20 protein-coding genes and 2 pseudogenes are annotated in these 26,039 nt (G+C 55.7%); 6 read left to right on the top strand and 16 right to left on the bottom strand.

All coding sequences use genetic code 11. The features are described from left to right. Window positions 1-53: 53 nt before the first annotated feature. Window positions 54-1,439, bottom strand: coding sequence for a diguanylate cyclase (locus tag V6582_RS01665; protein ID WP_197434514.1), 1,386 nt, complete (start codon window positions 1,437-1,439; stop codon window positions 54-56). Between the two features lie 47 nt (window positions 1,440-1,486). Next, on the bottom strand, window positions 1,487-1,720 hold the full coding sequence (locus V6582_RS01660; protein WP_197434513.1) for a hypothetical protein: 234 nt from the start codon (window positions 1,718-1,720) through the stop codon (window positions 1,487-1,489). Between the two features lie 661 nt (window positions 1,721-2,381). On the opposite strand from V6582_RS01660, the gene V6582_RS01655 reads away from it, so the two are divergent. After that, a complete protein-coding gene (locus V6582_RS01655; RefSeq protein WP_156634694.1) occupies window positions 2,382-3,608 on the top strand; it encodes a flavin-containing monooxygenase in 1,227 nt (408 codons plus the stop codon). A gap of 80 nt (window positions 3,609-3,688) precedes the next feature. Here the strand turns inward: V6582_RS01655 and V6582_RS01650 are convergent, their stop codons facing one another. Next, window positions 3,689-4,780: an IS5 family transposase gene (locus tag V6582_RS01650; protein ID WP_349508847.1), complete on the bottom strand. Its 1,092-nt coding sequence runs from the start codon at window positions 4,778-4,780 to the stop codon at window positions 3,689-3,691. Between the two features lie 73 nt (window positions 4,781-4,853). Between V6582_RS01650 and V6582_RS01645 the strand changes: the two are divergent. Next, a pseudogene (locus V6582_RS01645) lies at window positions 4,854-4,949 on the top strand (hypothetical protein); the annotation flags it as partial. A gap of 315 nt (window positions 4,950-5,264) precedes the next feature. On the opposite strand, the gene repC reads toward V6582_RS01645, so the two are convergent. The 3 genes and pseudogenes from repC to repA form a co-directional block, all read right to left on the bottom strand. Continuing rightward, complete coding sequence (gene repC, locus V6582_RS01640) at window positions 5,265-6,479, bottom strand: plasmid replication protein RepC (RefSeq protein WP_156634922.1); 1,215 nt, start codon at window positions 6,477-6,479, stop codon at window positions 5,265-5,267. A 154-nt stretch (window positions 6,480-6,633) separates the two neighbouring features. Then, complete coding sequence (gene repB / locus V6582_RS01635) at window positions 6,634-7,656, bottom strand: plasmid partitioning protein RepB (protein WP_156634923.1); 1,023 nt, start codon at window positions 7,654-7,656, stop codon at window positions 6,634-6,636. Further along, window positions 7,653-8,866 (bottom strand): annotated as a pseudogene (gene repA, locus V6582_RS01630) (plasmid partitioning protein RepA). Before repA ends, repB begins: the two are co-directional and overlap by 4 nt. 751 nt (window positions 8,867-9,617) lie before the next feature. On the opposite strand from repA, the gene V6582_RS01625 reads away from it, so the two are divergent. Then, entirely contained in the window at window positions 9,618-10,688 is a 1,071-nt protein-coding gene (locus V6582_RS01625; RefSeq protein WP_156634620.1) for a DNA topoisomerase IB, read from the top strand. A gap of 230 nt (window positions 10,689-10,918) precedes the next feature. Continuing rightward, window positions 10,919-13,828, top strand: a complete 2,910-nt coding sequence (locus tag V6582_RS01620) for an autotransporter outer membrane beta-barrel domain-containing protein (RefSeq protein ID WP_337739396.1) — start codon at window positions 10,919-10,921, stop codon at window positions 13,826-13,828. 236 nt (window positions 13,829-14,064) lie between these two features. Here V6582_RS01620 and V6582_RS01615 read toward each other — a convergent pair whose 3' ends face one another. Beyond that, window positions 14,065-14,577 (bottom strand): hypothetical protein, encoded by a 513-nt coding sequence (locus V6582_RS01615; RefSeq protein WP_156634618.1) that lies wholly within the window; start codon window positions 14,575-14,577, stop codon window positions 14,065-14,067. Between the two features lie 196 nt (window positions 14,578-14,773). On the opposite strand from V6582_RS01615, the gene V6582_RS01610 reads away from it, so the two are divergent. Beyond that, window positions 14,774-15,727 (top strand): DUF1403 family protein, encoded by a 954-nt coding sequence (locus V6582_RS01610; RefSeq protein WP_156634617.1) that lies wholly within the window; start codon window positions 14,774-14,776, stop codon window positions 15,725-15,727. Between the two features lie 2 nt (window positions 15,728-15,729). Next, a complete protein-coding gene (gene scpB / locus V6582_RS01605; RefSeq protein WP_156634616.1) occupies window positions 15,730-16,425 on the top strand; it encodes an SMC-Scp complex subunit ScpB in 696 nt (231 codons plus the stop codon). A 229-nt stretch (window positions 16,426-16,654) separates the two neighbouring features. Here scpB and V6582_RS01600 read toward each other — a convergent pair whose 3' ends face one another. The 9 genes from V6582_RS01600 to V6582_RS01560 all read right to left on the bottom strand — a co-directional run bounded on the left by V6582_RS01600 (window position 16,655) and on the right by V6582_RS01560 (window position 26,026). Beyond that, complete coding sequence (locus tag V6582_RS01600; protein WP_156634615.1) at window positions 16,655-17,614, bottom strand: FecR family protein; 960 nt, start codon at window positions 17,612-17,614, stop codon at window positions 16,655-16,657. 329 nt (window positions 17,615-17,943) lie between these two features. After that, window positions 17,944-18,486 (bottom strand): RNA polymerase sigma factor, encoded by a 543-nt coding sequence (locus V6582_RS01595; protein ID WP_156634614.1) that lies wholly within the window; start codon window positions 18,484-18,486, stop codon window positions 17,944-17,946. A gap of 294 nt (window positions 18,487-18,780) precedes the next feature. Further along, complete coding sequence (locus tag V6582_RS01590; RefSeq protein ID WP_156634613.1) at window positions 18,781-19,566, bottom strand: ABC transporter ATP-binding protein; 786 nt, start codon at window positions 19,564-19,566, stop codon at window positions 18,781-18,783. Continuing rightward, entirely contained in the window at window positions 19,556-19,966 is a 411-nt protein-coding gene (locus V6582_RS01585; protein ID WP_349508846.1) for a FecCD family ABC transporter permease, read from the bottom strand. The genes V6582_RS01590 and V6582_RS01585 overlap by 11 nt, the downstream gene beginning before the upstream one ends. Next, entirely contained in the window at window positions 19,890-20,540 is a 651-nt protein-coding gene (locus V6582_RS01580) for a FecCD family ABC transporter permease (RefSeq protein ID WP_349508845.1), read from the bottom strand. Before V6582_RS01580 ends, V6582_RS01585 begins: the two co-directional genes overlap by 77 nt. Continuing rightward, window positions 20,537-21,565, bottom strand: a complete 1,029-nt coding sequence (locus V6582_RS01575; protein WP_156634611.1) for a FecCD family ABC transporter permease — start codon at window positions 21,563-21,565, stop codon at window positions 20,537-20,539. Before V6582_RS01575 ends, V6582_RS01580 begins: the two co-directional genes overlap by 4 nt. Beyond that, window positions 21,562-22,494, bottom strand: a complete 933-nt coding sequence (locus tag V6582_RS01570; protein ID WP_337739395.1) for an iron-siderophore ABC transporter substrate-binding protein — start codon at window positions 22,492-22,494, stop codon at window positions 21,562-21,564. Before V6582_RS01570 ends, V6582_RS01575 begins: the two co-directional genes overlap by 4 nt. 60 nt (window positions 22,495-22,554) lie before the next feature. Then, window positions 22,555-24,948: a TonB-dependent receptor domain-containing protein gene (locus V6582_RS01565; RefSeq protein WP_234889871.1), complete on the bottom strand. Its 2,394-nt coding sequence runs from the start codon at window positions 24,946-24,948 to the stop codon at window positions 22,555-22,557. A 211-nt stretch (window positions 24,949-25,159) separates the two neighbouring features. After that, on the bottom strand, window positions 25,160-26,026 hold the full coding sequence (locus tag V6582_RS01560; protein ID WP_234889870.1) for a (2Fe-2S)-binding protein: 867 nt from the start codon (window positions 26,024-26,026) through the stop codon (window positions 25,160-25,162). Window positions 26,027-26,039 lie beyond the last annotated feature (13 nt).

The following is a 26,039-nucleotide window of genomic DNA, read 5'->3' as shown; positions in this document are numbered from 1 at the left end:
AGTGGAGTCATGTCTTCAAGACATGATCCTGCTCATCGTTTGTTCAACCTGTTTCAATATGGCAAAAAACAAACAACTCTATTTCTACCGCCCTGCTTTGCCCGATAAAGGCACCGATCAGCCTGTTGCAAAACCGTTTCGGCGTCGACTCCGTCGTCCGACATTGCCACTCCGATGCTGGCCGATACCTTCAACCCATCGGCTATTTTGGACCAGTCGTAGTCGGCAATTGTCATTTGCAGTTTCTCGGAAGCACTTTCTGCTTGTTTCGGTGTTACGTCCGTCATGAGTATGACGAACTCTTCGCCACCAAAGCGAACCGCAAGATCTGTTTCGCTCACAATCGTTTTGATCAGTGTGCCAATTTGCACTAGGACCCGATCACCAATAATATGAGAAAACGTGTCATTGATTTTCTTGAAGTAGTCCACATCGAGGATCGCCAGCGCATACTTCGTGCTCTGAATATTAATATCAGATATTATCGCCTCCAAATGCCGCCGATTGGAAAGCCCCGTCAACGGGTCCGTATTGGCCGCTTCCGTCAGCACATTGGTTTGCTGCTGAAGGGCCTCTAATGACCGGGCAATTTCCGCAGAACGCTCTGCCTCTGTATCAAGCATGGTTTTGAGTTTTTTCGTTTGATAACGGATCTCCGCCATACGGGCATTTTGCTGGATGCGCTCCGCAGTAAATTGCTGATGTAGCTTGTGATACTTTTTGTAAAAATCCAACGCAGGCTCGAATGCTCCGAGATGCTCATGAGCCTTTGACAGAGCCAAACAGGCATGCATTAAGGTATCAAGATTCACATTTTCCCTGGCAAGCGAGTGGGCCTGTTCAAGTGGAACCAGGGCCTCATCATAGCGTTTTAATGATACGAGCGTGCTTCCAAGTGTAACCAGATAGTGCCCTTCACCCCGGACATAATCGTCTCCCGGAACGTCACGATACCGTTCCAACAACATTTCAGCGGCAGAAAAATCCTCAATCGCGTTAAAATATTCTGCTAAATTCGCGATACATAACCTCTCGGCCCAGGCGTCTTTGCGTGATTGAGCAAGGCTGAGTGCTTGTCTTGTAATGTCTATTGCACTGTTAATCGACGTTTCGAATTTTTGCTCATCCCCATCCTGAGCGAGGTACGCATCCTCTGCATGCGCTCCACCAAGATTAATCAACCACCAACATTCGAATGTAAGATCGAATGCCTCACGGGCGAGCTCTACGGCACGAGCGCAATAGTCAACAGCAAGGGATGGTTGGCACGTCATCCAGAAAATCACACCAATGACATTTATGGCCAAAGACCGGGATCGAAGATTACGGCTCTGGTCGGCAATGTTCAGTGCTTCTGCGGCAAATTCGACGGCCTTCTCTAAATTACCGAGTTCCAGATGCAGCCAAGCACCGACACTCAGAGCTTGCGCCTCTAGCACCGGTTCTTCAAGCTGGCGCCATAGGGAAATTGCTTTTTCCGCGTAGACTAGCCCCGCTTCTGTCTCGCCAAGTTGAAAGCAATACCAGGCACATTGATGAGAACTGCCGCTATAAGACCTTGATCTCCTCGATGTTCTGCTGAAACCAAAACTGAATTTGCTAAAGAAAATGCGCGAATGGAACGACCTGTGCATGCGAGGTCCCAAGCTTCATCCAGCACGGCTGCAGCGTCCAAATCAAAACTATTTTTACGATTGCCAAACTGGTGGTTCAACATCATCGGCTCATCTTGTGCAATGATTAGACGCATACCGAATAAATTTAGCAGAGATCCATTTAAGGGAATCCTAAACCCAATATATTCACAGGGCCCCTCTTCGTGGCTTGCAATAAGCCGTTGCCAACATATGTCAGCGTTGGCTTCCTTTGACGCACAGATCTAACCTGATCGAGGCAAACTCGTTGCCCAAAGTTGAATATTCCTCGTCTAACTTAGGGGCCAGGTGCGCCAATTTTTGATTGATCATTTCCCCTCCCCTCGTCTCTTATTGCATTGTTGATCTCGCCAAAAACGGGCTCTGGTTCTTATATTGCCGATACCAACTTAAACCCCATCTAGCGACATGCAGATTTCGGTTCACGGCCATCATTGAGTTTTAGAACGCCTACATCAGCCAGATATTCGTCGGCAGTGACCGTACAAGGAGAAGCCAGAGGCTACCCTAAGCAGCATTCACAAAGGCAACGGATGCCGGCTCGATTGGATGCCCACAAACGAGAGAACTGGGAAATGCAGCCAAACTTAGCACGCACAGCCGCATCATTATGAATTCTCCTGGCCCTACCCTCAAGGTCCGTCTCTCGAACGCCGCGCACTTACAGCCTCCTTTGCGCTGCAAGGGGTCCAGCACACGCACTTCAATCATAACAAGGATGAACTAATGCCTGTCGAAAACATACATACACTCGTCATCGGCGGTGGCCAGGCTGGCATCGCTATGAGCGAACATCTCAGCAGGAATAATGTGGCGCATCTTGTCCTTGAAAAGGGAAGGGTCGCGGAGAGCTGGCGTTCGATGCGATGGGATTCGCTGGTTACCAACGGTCCAGCCTGGCACGACCGTTTTCCAAACCAGACGTTTCCCGGCAATGCCGATGCGTTTGTTCCCAAAGAAGGTGTTGCTGACTATTTTGAAGCCTATGCGAAAAAGTACAACGCACCAATACGCTGTGGAACCGAGGTGTCTCAAGTCGAGCGTCTGGACGGTCGTCCAGGCTTCCATGTCGAAACGTCTAACAGTGTGTTTGAAGCCCGAAACGTAGTCGTGGCGACCGGTCCGTTCCAGTTGCCAAACATTCCGCCAATCGTTGCGCCGACCGCCGATATCAACCAGATGCATTCCAGCAACTACCGCAATCCTGATCAGCTCGGGGAGGGGGCTGTTCTCGTGATTGGCGCGGGCTCTTCGGGAGTGCAGATTGCCGAGGAACTAATGCGTGCGGGCTGCAAGACCTATCTTTCGGTTGGCCCGCATGATCGTCCTCCGCGCAGCTATCGCGGTCGGGACTGCGCTTGGTGGCTCGGCGTTCTCGGCAAATGGGACGCCAAAATACAAGAATTGCGGTCGAGCAACCATGTTACGGTCGCTGTCAGCGGCGCTCGAGGCGGAGAAACGATCGACTTCCGTCGTCTTGCAGCACAGGGCATAGTGTTGGTTGGCATGACCGAAAGCTTTAAGGACGGCAAATTATCCTTTGCTCAAGATCTTGGTGACAATCTTGAGCGTGGCGACCAGAACTATCTATCACTGCTCGACGAGGCGGATGCTTTCGTTGCATGCAACGGTCTGAACCTTCCTGAAGAGCCGGAAGCGCGCATCCTTGGTCCGAAAGCCGGTTGCATTGTCAATCCTATCCGTGAACTGGATCTTACTAACGCAGGCATCACCACGATCGTCTGGGCCACCGGCTTCAGGTCCGACTATAGCTGGTTGAAGGTGAATGCCTTCGATGAAGCGGGGCGCCCGAAACATCATCGAGGTGTCTCTTGTGAGAGAGGCCTCTACTTCCTCGGTCTTCCCGGACTTTCCGGTCGCGGCTCCAGCTGGACACCTCGATTTACCGGTCGCAGTTGGCAAGATGGTGCCGTGGATGTATTTCCGCGATGAACTCGCGCGGATGATCGCCCATTTTTTGTGATGATTGCCGCATCTGCGGCATGCATTTCGGCCTTCCGGCCAGCTGCGCGTTATGCGGTCCGTGGTTTTCCAGTCAGCCAGACATAGCGAAGCATGTTGTAGGTGATATTGGCCATGCCGATCTTCACCCTCGCTCGGCTGATTCCGATGGTGCGCACGAAGAGCTTCATCTTGTCCTTCTGCCGCGCAAAGACATGTTCGATGGCGGAGCGGACCTTCGAACGACGGCCGTTGGCGCGCGACATCGCCTCCGGCATGGGTTTGCCCTTTGGCTTCTTCTGATGGATGTCGGACTTTAGGCCATTGTCCTGCAACCATTCCTCGTTGGTCTTGGAGCGATAGGCCGTATCGGCCCAGACCGTCGACGCGGTATTGTCTTTGGTCACTACGTTTCGAAGCTGGGCTCCGTCATGGGCGCTCGCACTCGTCACCGTCCATCCCCGGATAAAGCCATGGGCTCGGTCGATGCCTGCATGGTTTTTGTAACCAAACATTGGAATGGCAATATCGTGCTGGCCAGTCGTCGTCGACGTCGGCGTCTCCGTTGGCCGTTTCGCCTTGGAATACTTCACTGTCCATCGCGCGTCGCGGTCCTTCTGGGCCAGCCTGGCGGGTTTATCCTTCCAGTCCTCAGGGATTTCGCCGGCCTTGATCGCGTCTTTCTCGTCCTGGCTGTTATGTTGCTTGGGAGCCTGGATGATCGTGGCGTCAACGATCTGCCCGCCTTTGGCCAGATATCCGGAACGTGAGAGATGCTTGTCGAAACGGGCAAACAGATTATCAATGGCACCTGCACGCACCAAACTCTCTCGGAACAGCCAGATCGTCTTGGCATCCGGCACCTTCTGCGAAAGGGAAAGGCCAAGGAAACGCATAAACGACAGCCGGTCCTGGATAACAAACTCCGCTTGGTCGTCGGAGAGATTATAAAGCGCTTGCAGCACCAGGATTTTAAACATCAGAACCGACGGAAATGGTGGACGTCCACCCTTCGATCCGTCGGACCGCTTCAGCGCCTTCGCTAAAGGTTTTTCAAATATCGCCCATGGAATGATGCTGTTGAGCTTCTCCAGCGGATCGCCGACGGCACTCAGCCGTTCGTAACGATCATCCAAATCCCAAAAGCCCGGTTGCCCACGCATCATCCGCTCCCAGAAAATCACACTGGCCGGATTGAATCATGAAACGCGGAAAATGGGGAGGTTTTTAGAGGTGTCCAGCTTCATCTGGGGTGTCTGGCATGATGCCAGACACTTGGCCGACCACATCACCATTCAGGATAACTACCTGGCTTACAGGCCGCAGGCCTGATGTTAGTAGGATTTGTGACCCGCTCCCGAACTGAGGTGTGGACGTGTCCAGATTGGAGATACCGCCGATAATCTGCGCTCTTTCTCTATTGTCATGAGCAAGACAACGGCCCAATATCCCGTCCACGACCATGATTTTCACGGTAATTCGCATTTTCCGCGTCAGGAATCATCAAAAATCGGGGCTTCGAACCGCATGGAAAAAACGTTGGTCTTTCAATTACTTATGTCGGTGGTCAGCTGACCACCGAATCAGGCCCTCAATTACACACACTTCTATCCCAATCCATCTTCTGGACGGGATTTTCTCAACGCCTTACCCCGCCTTCATACCTACTTGTCCGTTGGACCTCAACAAAGCCATCATCATAGGCCCGAGGGAGAACTCTCCCTGTTTTGATCGACGGGTTAGATCACGCAAATATCCCCCAGCTGAGTTGATAAAATTTGCACGCTCTAAAATACATGCAACAGCGGTAGCTGCATTCTCTTGACCCATAATTTCGCAGGCTTCCTGATAGGCGTCCGGACTTACTCCCAACATAGATCGAACCACCACTGCGGCCGTCATTAAGTCACGCCAACTTTCTATTTTCCCACCCGGACCGTAATCGCTAACCGCAGGGCAGGCCTTCAAAATCATTCCAAGCGGAAACGACTTTATCGGCACACTTTGAGGCGAGCTGTTTTGCTCCCTGGTCGCCTCTTGCTCTTTTTCAGAGCGAGGTTCAAGTTCATTAATGTGTTTGGTATTTGAATTCTGTATGTGCTGCTCAAATTGAGCAGCATTGCCGCTATTTTTTTCTGAATTTAGCTGATTTTCCAATCTTTTAATAATATCGCTCTTCAGGTTGTTCATCTCATCCAAAATCGCAGTAACCTCTGACAGGGATGGGGTCCTGGATATTTTGCCCACGAGCGATACATAGGTGCATTCGATCTCATGCCAGTCGCCTTGCGCGCCCTCCTCGATCGCCGCCGTGATCAGCTTGCGAACGTCTCGACGGCAAATGGTCAGGCTTTCCTTGGCTTTCCTAAATGCAGCGCGATCAGCCATCACTTGTTGCGCCATCATCGCAAGCTCTTCTGAGCGTGCGAGAAGCGGTGACAAATCGAAGCCAAATGCCTGCTCGATCTGACCGGCGTTATCCTTGCGCGCGTAGCGTTTTCCATTGGCGCTATCTTTGCGAACGATCAGGCCTGCATCTACAAGCACAGCGATATGCCGGCGTAAAGTCGCCCCAGCCAGCCCGTGCGCCCGAAGAGCAAGTTGAGCATTCGAGGGGAAAACAACGAGCTGCGAATCCTGCCGCAGTTCATTCTCCGGATAAAAGCTCAATAAGGCATCGAGAACCGCAAGGCTGTTGGATTGTATCCCAAGCATTTCCATTGCCGCTGAGGTATCCCTGAATATTTTCCACTTATCCGCATGTTTGCCCGGCTTAATGTCGCTTGTGGCGACTTGCCGACGGACCAGCGCAAGCGTCATACCCCGCCGCCCAAAGGGCGTCGTTACATTTCCAGTCTCCATCATCTTTCACCTTTCAGCAGGCAAAAGAAAATCACTCACCAAAATGGCGCAAAAACTCTTGACGAGGATTCGAGGAAATGCGATTCTGTTCTTGCTAGAGAGACAGAAGGGCTTCCACGACGGCGACGTTGGGGGAGCTCTTTTCTTTTGCGGACTACTCTCCTTGTTTCTTCTGGGTCTGTGCTCGGTGCGCCTGATAAAGCGCAGGCAAGTGATCCATTACGAAGGCTGCGAAATCCGGCGTCGCCTTCCTGTCTATCGTGATTTCCAATTTGGATTTGCTTTGCGAAACCTGAGCCAATCTATCCCCATCAGGGGTCGACATAATTTCCGGAAGCCCTCGAGAGACCCGTCGAGGCTTAAGGCTGGCCAACACCGCCTTGAACCGCTCCGCAGATGGCAGCGCTTGCACCTCGTTCGATAGCGCGTATTTTGAGACGTCAGAAGGCGAGGGGGCCTTTTCGATAAACTCCGTGAGTTGCTGCCAGCTCGGTCGGCCGACCCCCGGCGCGGGGCCGATTGCATCGATCAACTCCGGGGGGAGGGTGTCGACCAGCAGAAGCATCTTCGACAGGTTACTCTTGTCGATCGACATTGCGGCAATAACGATCTCGCGTGAAAATTGCTTATTCAAGCGATGTGCAAAACGCGCTTTCTCGATAAAGGTGAGGTCCTGGCGCTCGTTATTCTCCTGGCCCTGTGCAATGACCAATTGTTCGTCCGTCAACTCGCGAACAACCGCTTTGACCGGAAGACCTAATTCTGAAACGGCCTGGAGCCGGCGATGTCCGAAGCCAACCTGATATCTCCCCGGCATATCCGGGTGAGGGCGTACGAGGATCGGGACCTGCTGGCCCTGGTCGCGAATCGATTCGAGAAGTCCGTCAATGTCACCGGGCATACGGTCCTGCACGAAGGATGGCTCTACGGTCGAGACATCCAATTCGACAACAGCTTGGCCTTCAGCAAGACGCCGCTCTATCTCTTCGGCGCGGCTTAAGCGATCATTCTGCTCACGCAGTGCGTTTCCAATATTCGCAGTCAGCTTTGTTGCCGGGTCGCGTTCTTTTCTGGTGACTCCGAGAAGCGGCATTGACCGCGTTTTCCCTGCCCGATTGTCAGACGGCTTAACGTCTTGGGCGTCCGTCGAGACGCCAAGGATATGCTTCCGGCTCATGTGGTTCTACCCCATGCTTTTTTGATCAGAGATTCAATCTCATCGTTGACAGCGTTCATAGCCTCCAAGGCACGGTCATAGGTTGATCGCGTGAACTGACCGCGTTCCACTTCAAAAAGGGTCTGGTTTGTAAGGCCCGCGTCTGAGACAGCCGTCGTTTTGAGCATTGGAAAATTAAGGACGTTTTCCCCGAAAATAGACCTGAGATAGCCAACCATCTGGTTTTGCGGCCCATCACTCGGTTCGAAACGGGTGATAAGGTAGCGCATCCAATTGAACTTGAACTCCGCACCAGCGCTCTCAATTTCTCTCAGCAAATTCGACGTCATTGCCAGAAACTGGTTCATTGACATCACATCGAGCATCTGGGGGTGAACCGTAACAAGGATGGATGTTGCAGCCGTCAACGCTGACAGCGTGAGGTAACCGAGTTGCGGAGGGCAATCGATGACGACGACATCATAATTATCAGCAATGTCTTCAATCGCTTGACTGATGCGACCATAGAAGAGCGTGTCACCTTCCTTGCGCTTCATCAAGGCGCGGGGGGTGTCATGCTCAAATTCCATAAGTTCGAGATTGCCGGGAATGAGATGAAGGTCAGGAATATACGTTCCTCGAACGACCTGTTCGATCGGCACTTGCTCATCATCATATCTGATGGCGCCATAGAGGGTCTCGTTTGGACCGACGTCCGTCTCCGGTTGGCTGCCAAAGAGCGCAGACAGGCTTGCCTGAGGATCAAGATCGATAGCAAGGACCCGGTAACCACGCATTGCGAGATATTGAGCCAAATGCGCGGCGGTGGTCGTTTTGCCCGAGCCACCCTTGAAATTCATGACAGAAATGACTTGAAGCTGCTCGCCGTCTCGACGATGCGGAAGGTAGCGACGGTTTCCGCGACCGATCTGGTCCATGTGCTTGCGGATCACGTGGATATCTTCAATCGAGAAAATGCGCCGGCCCCCAGGGCTCATGCTGACATTCAACTCTGGCATTTCTGAAGCAATCTGCCTTAGATAAGACTCCCCAACGCCAAGCAACTTAGACGCTTCAGACGGCCCGAAGGTCCGAATCCCCTTTTCGGAGGTCGGGGGAAAACTTTCAAATGATGTGCTTGCAGTTGGCTGGAAAGCGCGTCGGCGTGACGCTCCATCAAGGCAGTCAACCCCTCAATCACGGCCTCAGTTTTCGGGGCGGTCTTCGCCATTTCAAAACCCATTTTTTGCTATCGGCGCTAATTTTCGCGAAACCAGTAAAATTTCGCCATTAATCAATAGCGCCGATTCGGATTTTCGAGCAAGGAGTTTTAGGTTAGCAAAAGGTTAACGCGGCCTCGCCACATTGCGCATTTCTGCCGATTTCACAATTCTTATCTGACATTTAGCCAGATTTGCGGTACCCGCGCCAGCTTGAACAAAATGCAGATCTGCTGATCCAGACAGCTGTTTTGCACAGCACTGGTAACGATCAGTTTCACGACAACCCCATCAACTCGGTAGAATCAGTCTCTGAAGATCCGCAGAAATTCGGGCGACTTACAAAATTATTTTTCTCCCATAGAGCCCTGAATAAAACTTCAGTTCTCGATCGTAACTTAGACTTTTCCGGGCAAGAAGGTAGGGGAGCGGAGGGGAGGGGAGGGGAGGGGAGGGGAGGGGAGTGACAAGATTTTTCAGCCTTATGCGAAGGCATTTTCCTCATCAGTTCACCATTCAAAATCGCCGGGACTAATCTGACATGAGATCTCATATCATCATGCGTAGCCCTTTACAGCATAGCAAATGGCAGGCTCACGGATCTGATCACCACCCATTGAGGGCATAAGTCACGATGTCCGCGACGCTGTATCGGGCCAGCTACCATGGGGGTGGTGGCTTCGCCCAATCGCGTTCCTAGCCGATCTCCGCCTGCGTTAACCTGAAAATGGAACACGCAGGCCTTTACATAGTTATTTCGGGATGAACCAGATCGTCACCGAAATCGATAGAAACGCTACCGAGGCCAAAATCACGTCCGGGCTGGTCTATGGTCCTGGTTTGGAAACCGGGATCACTCGGAAAATGGGTGCCAGGGGCTTCCTCTATTACCGCCCAGACGGGCGGCGGATTACCCAGGCTGATGAGATCGCTCGCCTGAACTCTCTGGCAATACCGCCGGCCTATACAGACGTCGTCATCTCGACAAATCCGTTCTCACACCTGCAGGCAATCGGCACGGATGCCAAGGGTCGTCGGCAATACCGCTATCATAGAGATTGGCACGCCGAGCGAGGCAAGGCCAAGTTCGAACGGCTGGCCGATTTCGCGTCCCGACTTCCTGACCTACGTGAGCGGGTCGACATCGACCTTCGCTCGCGCGGCCTCAACATCGACAAGGCGCTGGCAACTGTCGTATGGATGCTCGATAACCTCTATATCAGGATAGGAAACGCCGCCTATGCAGAGGCGAACAAGTCGTTTGGCCTCACGACGTTGCGCAGTCGTCACGTGAGGGTCGAAGGCGGCAGCGTCAAGTTTCGGTTCAAAGGTAAATCCGGCAAGGAATGGAACCTTGCCCATAGCGACCGCCGGATCGCCAATGTCGTGCGAAAACTACAGGAACTTCCAGGACAACATCTCTTTCAATACGTTTGCGATCAAGGCGGGTGCAGACCCATCTCGTCGCATGATGTGAATGCCTATATCCGAGAGATGACAGGTGATGATTTCAGTTCACGCCAGTTCAGAACGTGGGGCGCAACGTGCATGGCGGTGGATGCACTTGCATCTGTCGAGCCCGCCACGACGAAGCGCGAACTGGCCCGTCAACTCAATGATGCGATCGACGCAGTCGCCGCGAAGCTGGTCAATACCCGGTCTGTCTGTCGGTCTTCCTACATCCATCCCGCCGTGTTCGAAGGCTTCCAAGCTGGTACGCTTCGTGATGTCCTTAAGTTGCAAACCACGAGTGAACGCCTTCTTCAATGGATGGATGAAGACGAGATCCAGGTGCTAAAATGGCTGAAGACACAAACACTATCCAAGGGCTAGCCTAACGCTGCTTACGTCAGATCGGTTGTGCATCGTGACCGATCACTCCAAATCATCGAAGATGATCTCCAAATCGAAGATGGAGGATTTCATTAACCAAGCTCGGATAACAATCGTTAACCGTCCCGTAGATGTATACGGGCGTCCGCTAACGTTGGCCGATCGAGATGAAACCATTGCTGCCAGCATTCCGTCACCGATTATGTGTGTTCACAGCACTGGCATCCACAGTGTTGCCCGCGCATTCATTTGCGCAATCGACATGGTCTGGAAACGCTGACAACGAATTTAGCAATGCATCGAACTGGATCCCTTCAGCGCCCGGGGCAGGCGATGATGCGCATGTCGATACAGGCTCTCCACAAGTCACCAATGACGTGACGATCAACCAGCTTGACGTTGATGGAGGACACGTCACCATCACCGACACAGGTGCATTGACCGCCACGAACGGCACAACAATCACTTCAGGCAGCGTTAGCGTCAATGCAGGCGGGGTGTTGAACTCCAATGTCAGCCTTGATGGTGGTAGCCTCTCCATCGATGGCGACCTCAATGGCCACTTGACGCTCAACAATGGCAATGTCACCGTGAACGGTACGCTCGACGGTGCCATGGTGGAGACAGGGACCGCGCTGTCCAACAATGGCGCTGTTGATGAGGTCAATATCTCCACAGGCGGGACCTTCGTCAATAATAGCGGCGCAACCGCGGGCGCGGTTACCAATGCCGGGACGGCATCCAACGCCGGAACGATCGAGAGCCTGACCAATACCGCTGGAAATTTTACCAATAATGACGGCGGAACGATTTTGGGAAAGACGACGGTTTCGGGTGGAACCGTCACCAACAATTTCGTCGTTACCGAAGCCGATGTCGCCGCAGCGGCGACATTCATCAACAACACCGGTGCAACAGCCGGCGTGGTCAGGAATTCAGGCACCGTCGTCAATGCGGGCACCATTGCCTCGCTACAGAACGATGCCGGTACATTCACCAATAATGTCGGCGGGATGGTTACGGGGGATAGCACTATTACCGGTGGCAGCGTTACGAACAACGCCACGCTTCACAACGTCGATGTTGCAGCAGGTGCAACATTCACCAATGCCAGCGGCGCCATCGCCGGCGTCGTCGTCAATGCGGGCAATTCGTCGAATGCCGGGACAATCGAGAGCCTGACCAATACGGCTGGAAGTTTTACCAACAATGCCGGCGGCACGATTACCGGTAAGTCGACAATCGCAGGCGGAACCGTCACCAACAACTTCGTCATTACCGATGCGGACGTTGCTGCCGCCGCAATATTCGTCAACAACTCGGGAGCCACCGCTGGCACTATAAGAAACTCTGGCACGGTTACCAATGCGGGAACCGTCGCCGCGCTTCAAAACGATGGCGGCACTTTCACGAACAATTCTGGCGGTACCGTTACCGGTACAACGACGATCAGCGGAGGTCGTGTCGTCAACAATGCCACATTGGCTGACGTCTCTAATGAGGCGGCGGGCGAATTCATCAACAACAATGGCGCTGTGGCAGGCACGGTTACCAATTCTGGCAGTGCCTCGAACGACGGAACAATCGCCGCGCTCGTCAACACTGACGGCATCTTTTCCAATACCGGTACAATTGATGGAACAGCGACGATTTCGGGCGGTTCGCTCATCAACGATGGAACCGTAGCCGGAGCAGTCGTCATCGATGAGGGCGGACTTCTTTCAGGCAGTGGGAGCATTGGCGAGCTTTTCGTCAACGCAGGCGGTGTACTTTCACCCGGGCGAGACGTGGGAACGCTCACCGTCGACGGAGATGTGACCTTTCGCACAGGGTCAATCTACCAGGTCGACATCGATGCCAATGGTGCCTCCGACCGGGTGGATGCGACAGGCGCAGTCTCCATCCAGGGGGGAACACTTGAAATTAGAGCGGCGGGCGGCAATTACGGGCTGACAACCACCTACACCATCCTGACTGCAAGCCGCATCACTGGCACCTTCGACAGCGTTTCAAGTGATTTCGCTTTCCTGACGCCAACGTTGACCTATGGTCTCACCACGATAGACATGCAGTTCGACCGCAATAGTGTAGCATTCGCAGATGTCGCGGATACCGCAAACAGTCGGGCAACCGCTGTTGCTGTTGAAGCATTAGGGACAGGAAACTCGATTTACGATGCGGTCTTGTCACTGAACTCCTCCACTGCGAACAGCGCCTTCTCGCAATTGAGCGGTGAGGTTCATGCCTCGCTCAAAAGCGCGCTGCTGTGGGAGAGCCGCTTTGCACGCGATGCAGTGCTTGACGAAATGGCCCTGGATCTTGATCAGCGCAAGGATGATGTGACGGTTTGGACCAACAGCTATCTGTCGTCCAACCGTTGGTCAGGGAATGGAAATGCAGCCGGCATCGATACCCGCACCGCAGGCGTAGTCATGGGAGTGGATGCGTCGATCGCTGATCCGTGGCGTCTCGGCGGCCTGGTGGGTTACAGTCATGACTCGTTCGAGCAGGGGAAAACAGAGTCTTACCACGCCGGGCTCTACGCTACGAGTGATCTTGGCCCCTTGAACATCATTGGCGGCGCCATCTTTTCCCACAACGACGCATCAACCCTGCGCGATATCTCCTTTGGCACGATTGCCAGCCAACTCACCGCTGACTATGCCAGTGTCACCAGCCAGGTTTTCGCAGATCTTTCTTGGACGCATGAACTGGATGCGATCAAGCTCCAACCCTTCGCCAATCTCGCCTATGTCAATCTCAAGACTGACGCCTTCCGCGAAAATGGCGGCGATGGGGGTCTGGTGGCAGCAAAAAGTAGTGACGAGATCGCAACCTCCACGATCGGCCTGCGCTGGTCTTGGAGGTGGCCGGAAGACAATTTCCCGGTTGCGGTCTCCGGCATGCTGGGCTGGCGGCATATTGAAGGCGACGTGGCGCCGTATTCCAACCTTGCATTTGCTGGCGGCACACCATTTGTCGTCGAAGGCGTGGAAATGCCAAGGGATGCCGTGCTGGCAAAGTTCGGGGTTTCCGCCAGGCTTTCGAAGTCGGCTCGCCTGACATTCAGCTATTCCAGCGAGTTTGGCAAAGGTCTGCGGTCCAGCGCAGCGCAGGTCAATCTGGCTGGTAGTTTTTAAACGCCGTATTACGACGAAACCTTTGGCGCGTTGCAACGGGAGTTGTTGGTTTTCGCGCCGACTTAATCACGTTTGTCGTTACACAATGACTCAAGGCCAGCGTTGAATTTATCAAATATTTCAAATCGCTACCGGAGGCAGACCGGACCAAGGCCAGTGGAAATGCAGCCCATATCAGCGGCTGAGATCAAACGGGAGTATGGGTTGAGGGTTCATCCTAATGTCGGTTGATGATATCAGCCCCGACGCAGATCGATCCGACTGGTAACGATCGGTTTCCCTGTGACCGGGTCGGTATCAACGGTCGTCAGGCGCATGCCGGAGGCTCCAACTTTTTCGATTGTCATCTGTGCACGACGATCGCCATTGACCTCTCTCGCCCAGTTGATTGCAAGGTTGATGGCATCTCCACCGCGTTTGCCGTTCAGGCCCGCGACGCCCGTCCCCGCACCCACGTAAGAGCCGCTATAGGTCGCGCCGTTGATCTTCAAATCGGCACTGATGGCACGAGAAAACACAACGAGGCTCGTACAGCGGCCATTCAACGCCAGTGATTGAGCCGTCGTGTTCGATTTGAATCTGCAGGTGACATTGATCGTGGGTGCATTCGTGCGCACCTTGACTGTTCCTTTGCCGCTCCAGCTTCCCGCCAGCGTTTTCAAGAAAGCGGATTCGTCGGCGTAAGCACCGCCCGCTGGTATCATCCATGTCATCGCCACGGTAATCGCGCTCGCAAGAACCTTGTTCATAATCGTGTCTTTCAGACAGGGAACTCCATTACCTGGACGTTCTGCAGATTGAGGTGAGGATTGTTACGTCACCACAACCCGCTAACAAGGCAAGAAGTTCCCAGTGTTGAAGTTCGAGTTGGAGCCAGCATGACAGAATGTGCGGTTATGGCGATCCAGCTGGATTAAACTGCGCCCCTGATTTATGCTGTTTCGCATGGATTCGCGCACGCCCACCACAGAGCCATCCTCGAGCTGGTCGTCCCGTCTGCCAGGCTGGGCTTCCTTGCGCGGTCGCGACATTCTTGAAGCCGACGCGGCGTTTTCTGCCGGTATCGCTCTGAAATCGCTCGACGATCTGGTGCGGGCCGATCCGCCCTGGCTTGGCTGCTGGCGTGATCGCCTCGCCCTGAAATCGGCTGCCGTCGCTGCCAGAATCGGTGGCCGCGGCGAGGACGAACACGCGTTGCGTGACGCGCTTTTGCTGACGGCACATGGTGACGATCCGGGGCCAGCCGGCAAATTGTTTTTGGCCACACGAATGCTGTCGCCTCGGGCCGGGACAATCACCACGCCATTTATACAGGAGCTTGCCGCGCTGTTGGACCTTCGCTGGGATAACGGGCTAGCCTCCATTCCAGACCTGGTGGATTCTGCGATCCAATCAGGTCGAGCGGCACCCTTCGTGGCGGTGGACCTGATAGCAGAGATTTGCGCAATCCGTCCGGACGCAGAGGTACTGGCTCTGGGACTGGCCGATGTTGTGATAGCTCAAAAGCTGAAGTGGCCGAAACCCGTGCCGATGCTGCTGCCCGAGCGTTTTGGTCCGTCCTTCCGGACGATCGGTGGGCGGGGGCGCGTTCGTCCGGGCGAGCTGGCTTATCCAAAGGCGATCTGCCTGGCACTGGTCGATGGGGTTGACGCAGCACTCCGTTGCGCCGTCGACATCGATCGACGTGCGGCGCGGCTGCTGGCTGTCACGCCGAAGGTTCGCACCAAAGGCGCCGAGCCAGTGATCCGCAGATTGCTGAACGAAGATGCCGTGCTGGCCTCGGCGCCTGGCAGTGGCCTCTCCCGCTGGGCGGCCAACCGGCTGTTCGAACGGCTGGAAAGCTTTGAAGCGGTGCGCGAACTCTCCGGTCGCAGCTCTTTCCGGGTGTTTGGACTGTGACGATGGCCAGATCCCCTACCGCCAAACAATCCCGCAAGGAAAGGGCGAGTGCCGCAGCCGAACGGCTGTTTGATCGTGAACTGGAGGATTTGCCGCCGGAACTGCGCTGGCGCGAATGGATGCTGCGCGTAGAGGCGGTGATCTTTGCCTCGGCTGATCCGGTCAGCCGCGAGACGCTGGCGCGCGTGGTGGGAAAAGAGTGCAGCATCGATCTGCTGATCGACGATCTCATCGAGGAGCTTCGGCCTCGCCCCTACGAACTGGTATGGGTGGCCGGCGGCTGGCAACACCGAACTCGGGCGCGGTTCGCAGAGACAATACGCACCTCAACCGCTCCGACGCGCGGCGCAACAGCGACGTTGTCGGAGTTTGAGGCGATGGTGTTGATGGCGGTGGGATATTTCCAGCCAGTTACCCGGGCAGAGCTGAGCAAGATCTTCGGCAAGGAGGTCAGCCGCGATACCATTGCAGCGCTCCGGGGTGCCGGTTTCATAGCCTCAGGGCCTCGCAGTCCGACCCCTGGTGCGCCCTATACCTATGTAACCACCAAACACTTCCTGTCCGCTTTCGATATGGAGACGCTGCGTGACCTGCCAGACATCGAAGCGCTTGAAGATGCTGGACTGCTCAGCCGAAAGGGCGAGCTTCAGATGATGGATGGAGCGCATGGGGAAGACGGCGAGATGGAAGACGGTTAAAGGGACGACCTGGAAAGCAGGTATTGTCGGAATAGGATCTATTTGCCTCTGGAAGCAACCGGGCACTTGGACTGATTGTGCAGGAGCACCCGCTATGAATGGTGAACAATCGACTTAAAAGGGTTCATCCATCATGATCTTGATGTCATGAATGCCGATCCGACCCCTTGCAATTCCCGTTATCCCAGAGTGTTTATGAACAGCCATGACGAAGAGCGTTCTGCGGATATTATGACTGATGGATAACGATCAACGGACCTAACCGTGTAGCGGCCAAGCCAAGCGCCTTTTTGACGAAGGCAAGCGCGTCTTTGGTATCTGCAATCTTGATTGTACCGCTGACCCGGCGACGTGCCAAAGCCGAACTCGCAATGACGATCCGGCCTCGGAAATGCCGGTTCATTTCCTCAACGACGTAGGAAAGAGGCGCGTTGTCCACGGCGATTTGTCCGCGCCTCCATGCGAGAGCGACGAGGCCGTCGACCGGTGCCACGGCGGTCGTTTTCCGGTCGTAATCGTAGGTCGCCTGCTCGCCTTCGTTCACCCGCAGAGAGGCCGCTTGCGCGCCATCGCGCTCAAGCTGCACTGCATTCTCCGTCACCGTCACCTCGGTATCTTCTTTGCCGTAGCGAACATCGAACGCCGTGCCGAGTGCAATCACCTTTGTCGAGCCAGCCACCACCGTGAAAGGTCGTTCGGGCGCATGAGCGACCTGAAAGAAGGCTTGGCCCCGCAGGAGCCGGATGACGCGGTGACCCTCGGTAAAATCCACGGCAATCGCCGAGGAAGCATTGAGCTGGACGATGGAGCCATCCTCCAGTGTACGAACGGGGGTTTCGTCCGTACCGGCAATCATGTCTGCTTGAATGCGCAGTGGCCCATCAAGTGCAAAGAAGGCGCCGGTTGCAAGCGCTGCCACCAACAGGGTTGCGATGATCGGCTTGGCCATATTGCGGGGGCGCATGTCGATATTGACCAGAGCAGGATCGGACTGAATCGCGCGACCGGCATCGCCCATCAGAAACTCGGCTGCCCTGTAGGTCCGACAGTTTTCTGGATCGTGCTTAAGCCATGCCTCGAAGCGAGACCGGTCGTCCGGCGATTGGTTTGGGTCACCGTTGCGCAAAAGCCAGTCGGCCGCCTCGCGGTTTCGTCTTTTCCGACTGTCACTCGATTCCTTGACCGGCATAGCTTACTCCAGACGCATCCTGCGACCTCTACAGTGTCATACGCCATATATGGCGCACAAAAACGGGCTGTAGCGCTCTATATCTGCTGCATAATTTCCGCCTTAAATCGATTCCGACCTAAGGCAGTATACAGTAGACGTTTGACATCCCCGGTTTAGGACACTGACAACTGTCCAAATACAAGGATGTGACCGTTCTGCGTTCATGATACCGGATTTTTTGGGGATCTAGAGTTTGTCAGGGAAAAGTGGTCTCCGGTTTTCCCGAAAAGACAAACGAAAACAAAAGAAACGAGTGTCTGTCTGGTTCACTTTGAACCTGACTGACTCTAGAGAATACGGTCAAGGCAATGGGCGAACGCACGGCGCAGGTGCCGGTCGACCATGTTCCTTGAGATGTTGAGCCTGGTGCTGATCTGGTCTGGCGTCAGATGATGGAGGCGATGGAGAATGAAGACGACACGTCGCCTCTCCGGCAGTTCCGCAATCGCTTCGCGAAGGGCAGCAAGCCGCGCTTCTATTTCCAGAGCGTGGTCCGGCGCGTGCCCGGCGCTTGCCGCCGCGAGGGCCTCCCGCTCCGATCCTGAGAACAACCGGGCTTCCTTCGTATCCCGGCGTTGGCGGTCAATGCCGAGATTGATGGCAGCGCGGCACAGAAAGGCCTTGATCGACCGCTTGTTCAGGAGAACCTCCGGTTTGGCGGCGAGCTTCACATAGAGATCGTGCACGACGTCGCGGGCCGTTGAGCTTGGGTGTCCCCGTCGGCGCACCGCATTGGTGATATCAGCATAGTGTGCTTCCATGGCTCGATTGAGCAACTCGCTGCTGTCAACGGTGTCCCAGACAAGGGACGAGGAGGAAGATCTCGACATCTGCACATGGTTCCCAGCGGACGGTAGGTCAGGATAGACGCGGCTGAACCGTCATGGGGAATGGCTAGACAATCCCGAAAAGACGTGCAAGTGCAATGCTTTAGAAATATGAGGCTTCATTCTGTTGCGGCAGAATAAAAGAAGACTATAAAACTCATCTTTGTGTCTGATTTTCTTGCCTGAATCCCGCTTATCGACTTCGCCTGCTGGTGGCAAAGCAAGCCGGGTCTTATCGAAAATAGCAAGAAGTGTGATATTTTGGTGACATTCCTTGCGGTCTCAGAGACGGCTGCTTCAGAGCGGAATGCACAAAGGGGTTCCGGCAACGGGATCACGGATCACCATGCTCTTGACCTTGAAGACATCGGCGATCGTCTCCGCACTGATGACCTCATCAGGCGTTCCGGTGGCCCTGATCCGACCATCCTTCAAGAGGGCAATGTGTTCGGCGTAGCGTGCGGCCTGATTGATGTCGTGCAGCACAGCCACCACCGTCTTGCCGCGCTTTGCGACCAGCATGGTAATCAGCTTCATCAGTTCAATCTGATGTTCAAGGTCGAGATAGGTTGTTGGCTCGTCGAGAAAGATAGTCTCGCCCTGTTGGGCCAGCGTCATGGCAATCCAGGCGCGCTGCCGCTGGCCGCCGGACAGCGTATCCAGCATGCGGCTTGCAAGATCGGTCGTGCCCGTCAGCATGAGGGCCTCGTCGCACGCCTGCTGATCCTCAAGGGACCAGCGACTGAAAAGCGACTGATGCGGATAGCGACCCTGACGGACAAGATCGGCAACCGTCAGCCCCTCCGGCGCGACAGGCCCCTGCAACAACACCCCCACTTTTCGCGCCACCTCGCGGGTGGAAAGTTGCGACAAATCAAAGCCATCAAGGATAATGCTGCCGGCCGATGGTTTCATCAGCGCTGCGAATGCGCGCAGGATTGTCGATTTGCCGCTGCCATTGGGGCCAAGCAGGGCTGTAAAGCGCTGTTGCGGAATTGCAAGATCGAGATTTTCGACGATGCGGCGATGGCCATAGGCAATATCGACGCCCTTGCTGGTGATTCTGGCAGCATCAGTGGCCATGGCGACGTCTCCAGAGAATATAGCCAAAGAAGGGAGCGCCGACGAGCCCGGTCACGATACCAGCCGGGATCTGCGCCGGAGGCAGGATAACACGACCGATGAGATCGGCGGCGACGACGAGGCAGGCACCGACGAGGGCAGCGACCGGGAGCATTCGGGCATGGGAGACCCCTGCCAGCCGGCGCGCGATATGTGGCGCGACAAGGCCGACAAAGCCGATGAGACCGGACACGGCAATCGCGGCACCGGAGAGTACAGTCACCAAGAGGATCATCAGGCCCCGTATGCGATCGACGGGCTGGCCGAGGCTCCTGGCACTATTGTCACCGAAGCGGATGAGATCGAGACTCCCGCGCGGCGAGACAGGTGAGTGAGATCGGCACGACGAGCCAGAGAGCAAGAAGCCGGACCTTGACCATGTTCGCGTCGTAGACGCTGCCCGCTAGCCATACCAGCGCCCGCTGAACGTCGCCAATGTCACCGAAGGCTGACAGGAAGGTGGTACCGGCGGTGGCGAGGGAGGAAAGCCCGATGCCGATCAGGATGATGCGCATCGAAGAGGTGCCGCTGCGCCAGGCGAGCGCAAAGACTGCGAGCGCCATGGCACTGGCGCCCAGGAAGCCCGCCACTTGCAGAAGCGCGACAGGCGGATCACTGACCAAGACGATGACCGCCATGGCCGCTGCGGCCGCACCGCTGTTGATGCCCAGAACGCCCGGTTCGGCAAGCGGATTGCGCATGATGGCAAGGCTGATTGTGCCAGCGATCGCGAGTGCTACGCCGACGAGGAGCGCCAGGAGAACGCGCGGAAGACGGAGATCCCAAACAATCATTTCGCTCTGCAACTGGGCACGGCCCGTGCCCATCAGCACGTCGTAGAGTTCACGCCACCCCAAGGAAACGTCCCCAAAAGCGAGACTTGCCGCCACGAGAAATGTGAGCAAAAGTATCAGGGCGAGGAGAAGCCGGGTCATGCTCCGTCCCTCAGCCGCGTGCGAGCGAGATAGAGGAAAAACGGCGCGCCGATCAGCGCAATGGTGACACCGACCGGAAAGCTCTGGCTTCCAAACACCAATCGTCCGGCCGTATCTGCCACGATCACCAGCAGCGCCCCGCCGAGCGCCGAAAAAGGAATGATCCAGCGATAGTCGACGCCGATACACATTCTCACAACATGGGGCACGACCAGCCCGACGAAGCCGATCGGTCCGGCAAGGGCGACGGCGCCGCCCGCAAGCAGAATGACCACGGCGACCGACACGCCGCGCCAGACGATTTGGTTCTGACCGAGCGAGCGCGACGTATCCGCGCCAAGGCTGATTGTCGTCAGATGACGGCCAAAGGGCAGGGCGGCGATCAGCCCGGCAATGATATAGGGCGCAACGGTTTTGACCTGTTCGATGTTTCGTCCCGTGACCGAGCCTGCGGTCCAGAGACGCACGGCATCAAGAGTGCTCTGGTCGAAGATCAACACGACTGTGGTTACAGAGGTCAGGAAGGTGGCAACGATGGCCCCCGCCAGCACGAGCCTGAGGGGGGACTGGCCGACCATTCCGAGCGAGCCCAGCGCATAGACAATGGTCGCCGCGATGGCTGCGCCGAGAAAAGCAAACCAAACGTAGATATCACCGATGCCGGAGCCGAAAAGGGCCATGACGGATACGACTGCGAAAGCTGCGCCTGCGTTGATACCCAGCAGGTCCGGTGAGGCAAGTGGATTGTTTGTCACCGCCTGCATGATGGCACCGGAGACAGCAAGTGCGCTGCCTGCAAGCAGCGCCGCAAGGGCACGTGGCAGGCGAATGGTCATGACGATCAGGTGATCCCGTGACATATCAGATGCGAAGAGTGCCGAAATGACCTTGGCGGGCGGCATCATCGCTGCTCCGAGCGAGATGGCGATTATGGTGGCAAGCATGAGCAGACAGAGCAATGCGGCAAGCGCAAGCATCCGTCCTGCATCGGTTTCGGCAATAAACCCGGCCGTGCGGTCGGTCATGGGACCGCCAGAATGAAGCGTTCCACATCGTCGAGAATGCGGTTCGCCGAACTGATGCCGTAGAAGCTCTGCCAGGGGCCGCGATCGACCCGATGGGCGCGACCTTCACGAACAGCGGGCAGCAATTGCCAGAGGGGATTTTCCGTTACCTGCTTTTCCAACGCGTCATCCGGCCCGCTTTCGAAACCGCTGGCGGAAACGTAGAGCAGCACGTCGCCATCAAGATTGGCCAGCTCTTCCCAGTCTGGCCGCTTCACAATCGTGCCGTCGGTCACGGTCTCATAGGCCGTGCGCTTCACGCCCGCCTCATGCAGTACCGCAAAGGGGGCGTAGGCGTTTGGTCCGTCGACAAACACGACAAACCGATCAGGGGCCAAACGGACGGTAGAGACCGTGAGCTTCTTGTCTTTCATACGGTCACGAATGGCCGCGACACGGTCATTATAGGCCGTCAAAGCACTCCTCGCCACACCTTCACGACCGGTCACTTCGGAAAGCCGCTGGAGATAGACCTTCCAGTCCATGTGCTTGAACAGCACCGTTGGTGCAATCTTGGCCGCCTGTTCGTAGATGCCTGAATGAACCTCCGCCGAACCGATGATGAGATCCGGCTTCAAAGCTGCGACACGCTCCAGGCTTGGTTCCTTGGGATTGCCGAGGTCGACCATTTTTTCGGCCCTGACCACATCGAGCACTTCGCTTTCCGTGATCGCCATATAGGGGGTGGCGATGACAGGTGCCTTGAGTTCGATCAGCATTCCAAGCGTGATCAGCGGGTCAAGCGTGACGATCCGTTTTGGTTCAGCCGGAATGCAAAGTGGCGGATTGTAGACGTTCTCGGTCAGTAATGTCCCCTGGCAGGCGGCCTGCGCCAGCGAACCGGTCAAAAGAAAAGCGAGGAGAAGCAAACAGAAACGCAAGAGGGCCACCATTTTGTCGCCGGAAATCGAAATTGGCTGCGGGGGTGGTGCCCCCGCAGCCCGAGATGATCAGAACTTGGCCCGGAGGTTCAATCCGAATGACCGGCGCTTACCAGCCTGGCCGTAGGGCAGCGAGTAATCCGGATCAATCAGCGTGAAGTATTTTTCATCCGTCAAGTTCTCCGAAAACAGCGTCACTTCCCAGTTGTTCTTCTTGAAGCCCACCTGTGCGTTGACGATGAAGCGCGCATCGATCTTGTACATGCCATTCGTACCGAAGCGCGAATTATAGCTCGTTGTGTACTTCGCATCGGCACCGACAAAAACACCATTTTGGAACTCATAACGGCCACCAAAGCCCAGGCTCCATTCCGGTGCTTCAGGAAAGGACTTGCCGTCCTGCGGTTCGCTGAGTGCCGCATGGTTGAAGTCAATGAACTTGGTGTTCAGGTAACCGATTGATGCAAAGGTGGTGAACTGGTCCGTGACCTGCATGGACGGTTCGATTTCGAAACCCCAGGACCGCGATGTGGCGGCGTTCGAAATGATGCGATAACCGGGGATAGAAGGATCAGGCCTGATCTCGACCTGCTGATCCGAATACTTGGTGTAGAACAGATTGGCATTCAACGTCAGGCGGTCGTCCAGCAGCGTTCCCTTGTACGAGAGTTCGACGTTCTTCGAGTATTCCGGATCATAGGTGCCGAGTTCGCCCGTCACGCGGTCGAGATAGGACCCACCAGAGCGGAAGCCTTCCGTATAGGTGAGGCCCACCTTCTGGTTGCTGCCGAACTCCTTGGATATGCCGACTTTAGGCACGAAATTATATTCGGTAAGGGACGTCGGGTCACCAGTCAGGACAGGGGAGTCATCGATCAGACCGGAATAATTCTGCTGGTGGTCCTTGTCTCTCAGGTAATCCAGGCGTCCGCCCAGCGTCGCAAACCAGGTCGGTGCAAACTCGTAGGTCGCTTCACCGAAGATGGCCAGGTTCGCGGTTGTGCGGTGCTGCGTGTCATTCTGCTGGTAATAATCGAACGCAACGATATCCGTGGCACCATCCCACTTTTCGTAGCTGCCATAGATGCCGGTCACCCATTTCCAGCGATCGCCTTCGTAGTTCAGGCGGAATTCCTGGGTGACGATGGAGTTGTCATCTTCGCCGGTGATACCGTTGACGACGTTTTCGGTGCCATAATCAATGGAGCGCCGGTTATTGATGCCATATTGATAGCCGGTCTGCGATGTGAAGCGCAGGGTTTCAGAAATGTCGTGGGTGACCTCAAGTCCGAGATTATGCGCCTCGGTCCAGCGATATTCGGTGTAGGTGACGGGTGCGTTATTGAAATCACCCCGCCCCGAATAGAGCCCGACGAGTGCGTCGTTCGGCCGGTCTTTCGAGTAGGAATAAGTGAGCACTGCGCGGGTGTCCGGCAGCTCTGACGGCGTCAATAGCAGCTTGGCGCGCGCAATGCCGCTGATATCGGTGATCAGATCGTCGTAATTGTCATATGACTTGAAATCGGAGTAGCTGGGCTGGGCCTTCGAACGTTCATAGGACCCGGACAGCCGCAGCGCGACCTGATCCTCTACGATAGGCGTGTTGACCGTGATGGCGGTACCCACGAGATGATCGGTACCAACGGTCGTGGAAACCTCGACTTCCTTCTCGAAGGTCGGGTCCTTCGACTTGATGTAGACAGCTCCGGTCATGGCGGCGCGGCCGGAGAGCGTCGATTGCGGGCCGCGATAGACCTCAACCTGCTCAACGTCCCAGAGATTGCGCGCACCGAAGCGGGCATTGTAGCGCGTCTGAAGGATGCCATCGATATAGATGGAGCCTGCCGGCCCACCGGAAGATACGAGACCCTCGGAACTCATGCCACGGATCACGAAACCGGCATTGACCGTGGCGCTGTCCATCGTGTTCGCCATGCGGCGAAACGTTTCCTGTGTGGTGCGGATCTGGCTGTTCGCCAAGCTTTCGGCATTGAGAATAGCAACACTGCTTGTCGTGCCACCAAGGGTGGTCGCATTGCGGGCACCGTAGATCACGATTGGCTCGAGCAGGGTTCCTTCCTGCTCCGGGCTTCCTGAGGCAGAAGTCGTGCTCTGCAAGGTAACCCGGTTTTCGCCAGCAAAGCGAGCATCGACGCCGGTCCCGGCGAGCACGGCCTTCAAGGCCTGCTCGGGTGTCAGCGTCCCATTCACGCCGCGGGTCGATTTGTTTTGGGCAACCGACGCGTCGAACAGAATCTGGAGGCCCGTCTGGGCAGCAAGGCTGTTGAGCGCCGGAGTAAGCGGACCGGCCGGTACGGAAATCGCGTGCTGCGACATTTGAGCCTGCGCCTCTCGCACCATTGCCGGCAAGGCAGGTGCCAGCATAGCAAGCGTCGATCCTGCAAAAAGAACGGCTCTGAGGCTCGCCCGGGCCTCGCCTTTAGCGGAAAAAGTCTTCGTCATAGAACCCCCAAACTCTCCGGTATTCAAGGCTTTGCAGCCCACCGTAAGGAGCAACTCCACATTGTGCTCGGGAGGTAGACGATTGATTTTCCCGGTTTGGGACTCCGATCGATAAAAAAATGTCGAGATTTTTAGAGTTTGTCAGGGAACAATCGATCACCGGTTTCCCAAGAAGACAAACGACGACAAAAAAATCGAAAGACTGTCTGATTCAGTTGGTCCCTGACTGACTCTCGTCAGCGACACCTAAATATTGACGCATGGCAAGGCGCAACTCTTCGTCCCGCTCTGCAGGTGCCTTCAGGACGCAGGTCGGACAGTATTCTCCGTCCTTCACGAGATAAAATCGACAGCAGCCGCCGCGTTGACGGAAAGTGTATGAAAATTCCTGCTGGTTCTTGTCGAGCACGCTCAGATCGAAATAGTGGAGCTGACGGTTGGCAAGCGGCGAACCGGGCACTTTGAGGATCTGCATCGCAGACGCCTTGGCCGCCTCAACTCTGGCAAAACGGCGGCCGGAATCGAGAAAGCGACCGGCAATCGCATCACTGGCGAGCCGCCAGAGCGCCGGGCGGGAGAGGCGCGTGCGCGCGTGGACCGCCTCGACGACCGGGCGAAAATGCCCCTCGATTTCGGCCCGGAGCCGTTCTTCGTCAGCGGCGTCGCCCAGTTGGCCATGCCAGAAAATCTCTTCGAGGAAACGGACATGGGCGCGTCGCACCCGCTGCGTCTTCCCGTCATGTTGCTCTTCCACCGTGTAGAATGAGAGCGCGACGCGAGACGGCGAAAGGTCCGGGATGAGGCCAAAACCGGTGAAGATCGGCACAATAGCGGCGGCCAGAATGTAGCCGTAGTCGGTCATCAACAGCGCCCCAGCCGTCTTGATGTCGGTGCCCTCGTTCAGCGATTGTTCGAAGGCGAGAAATTCATCAAGCGCCGCCTCATCGAAAAAGAATGCCTCGGTCGTCGTCCATCCTGCGCCAGCCGGACCGATATCCGCACGGACATCCGGCATATAGGCGGCCTGCGCGTCGAGCGCGCGCTGGACCAGTGTCTCCTGCGACCTTGGTATTTCCATCGCGGACGTCATC

Origin of the sequence: Agrobacterium vitis (assembly GCF_037039395.1) — a bacterium.
Classification (GTDB): Bacteria; Pseudomonadota; Alphaproteobacteria; order Rhizobiales; family Rhizobiaceae; genus Allorhizobium; species Allorhizobium vitis_E.
The sequence above is the reverse complement of the archived record's forward strand: the minus strand, read 5'-3'. Positions and strand labels throughout refer to the sequence as shown.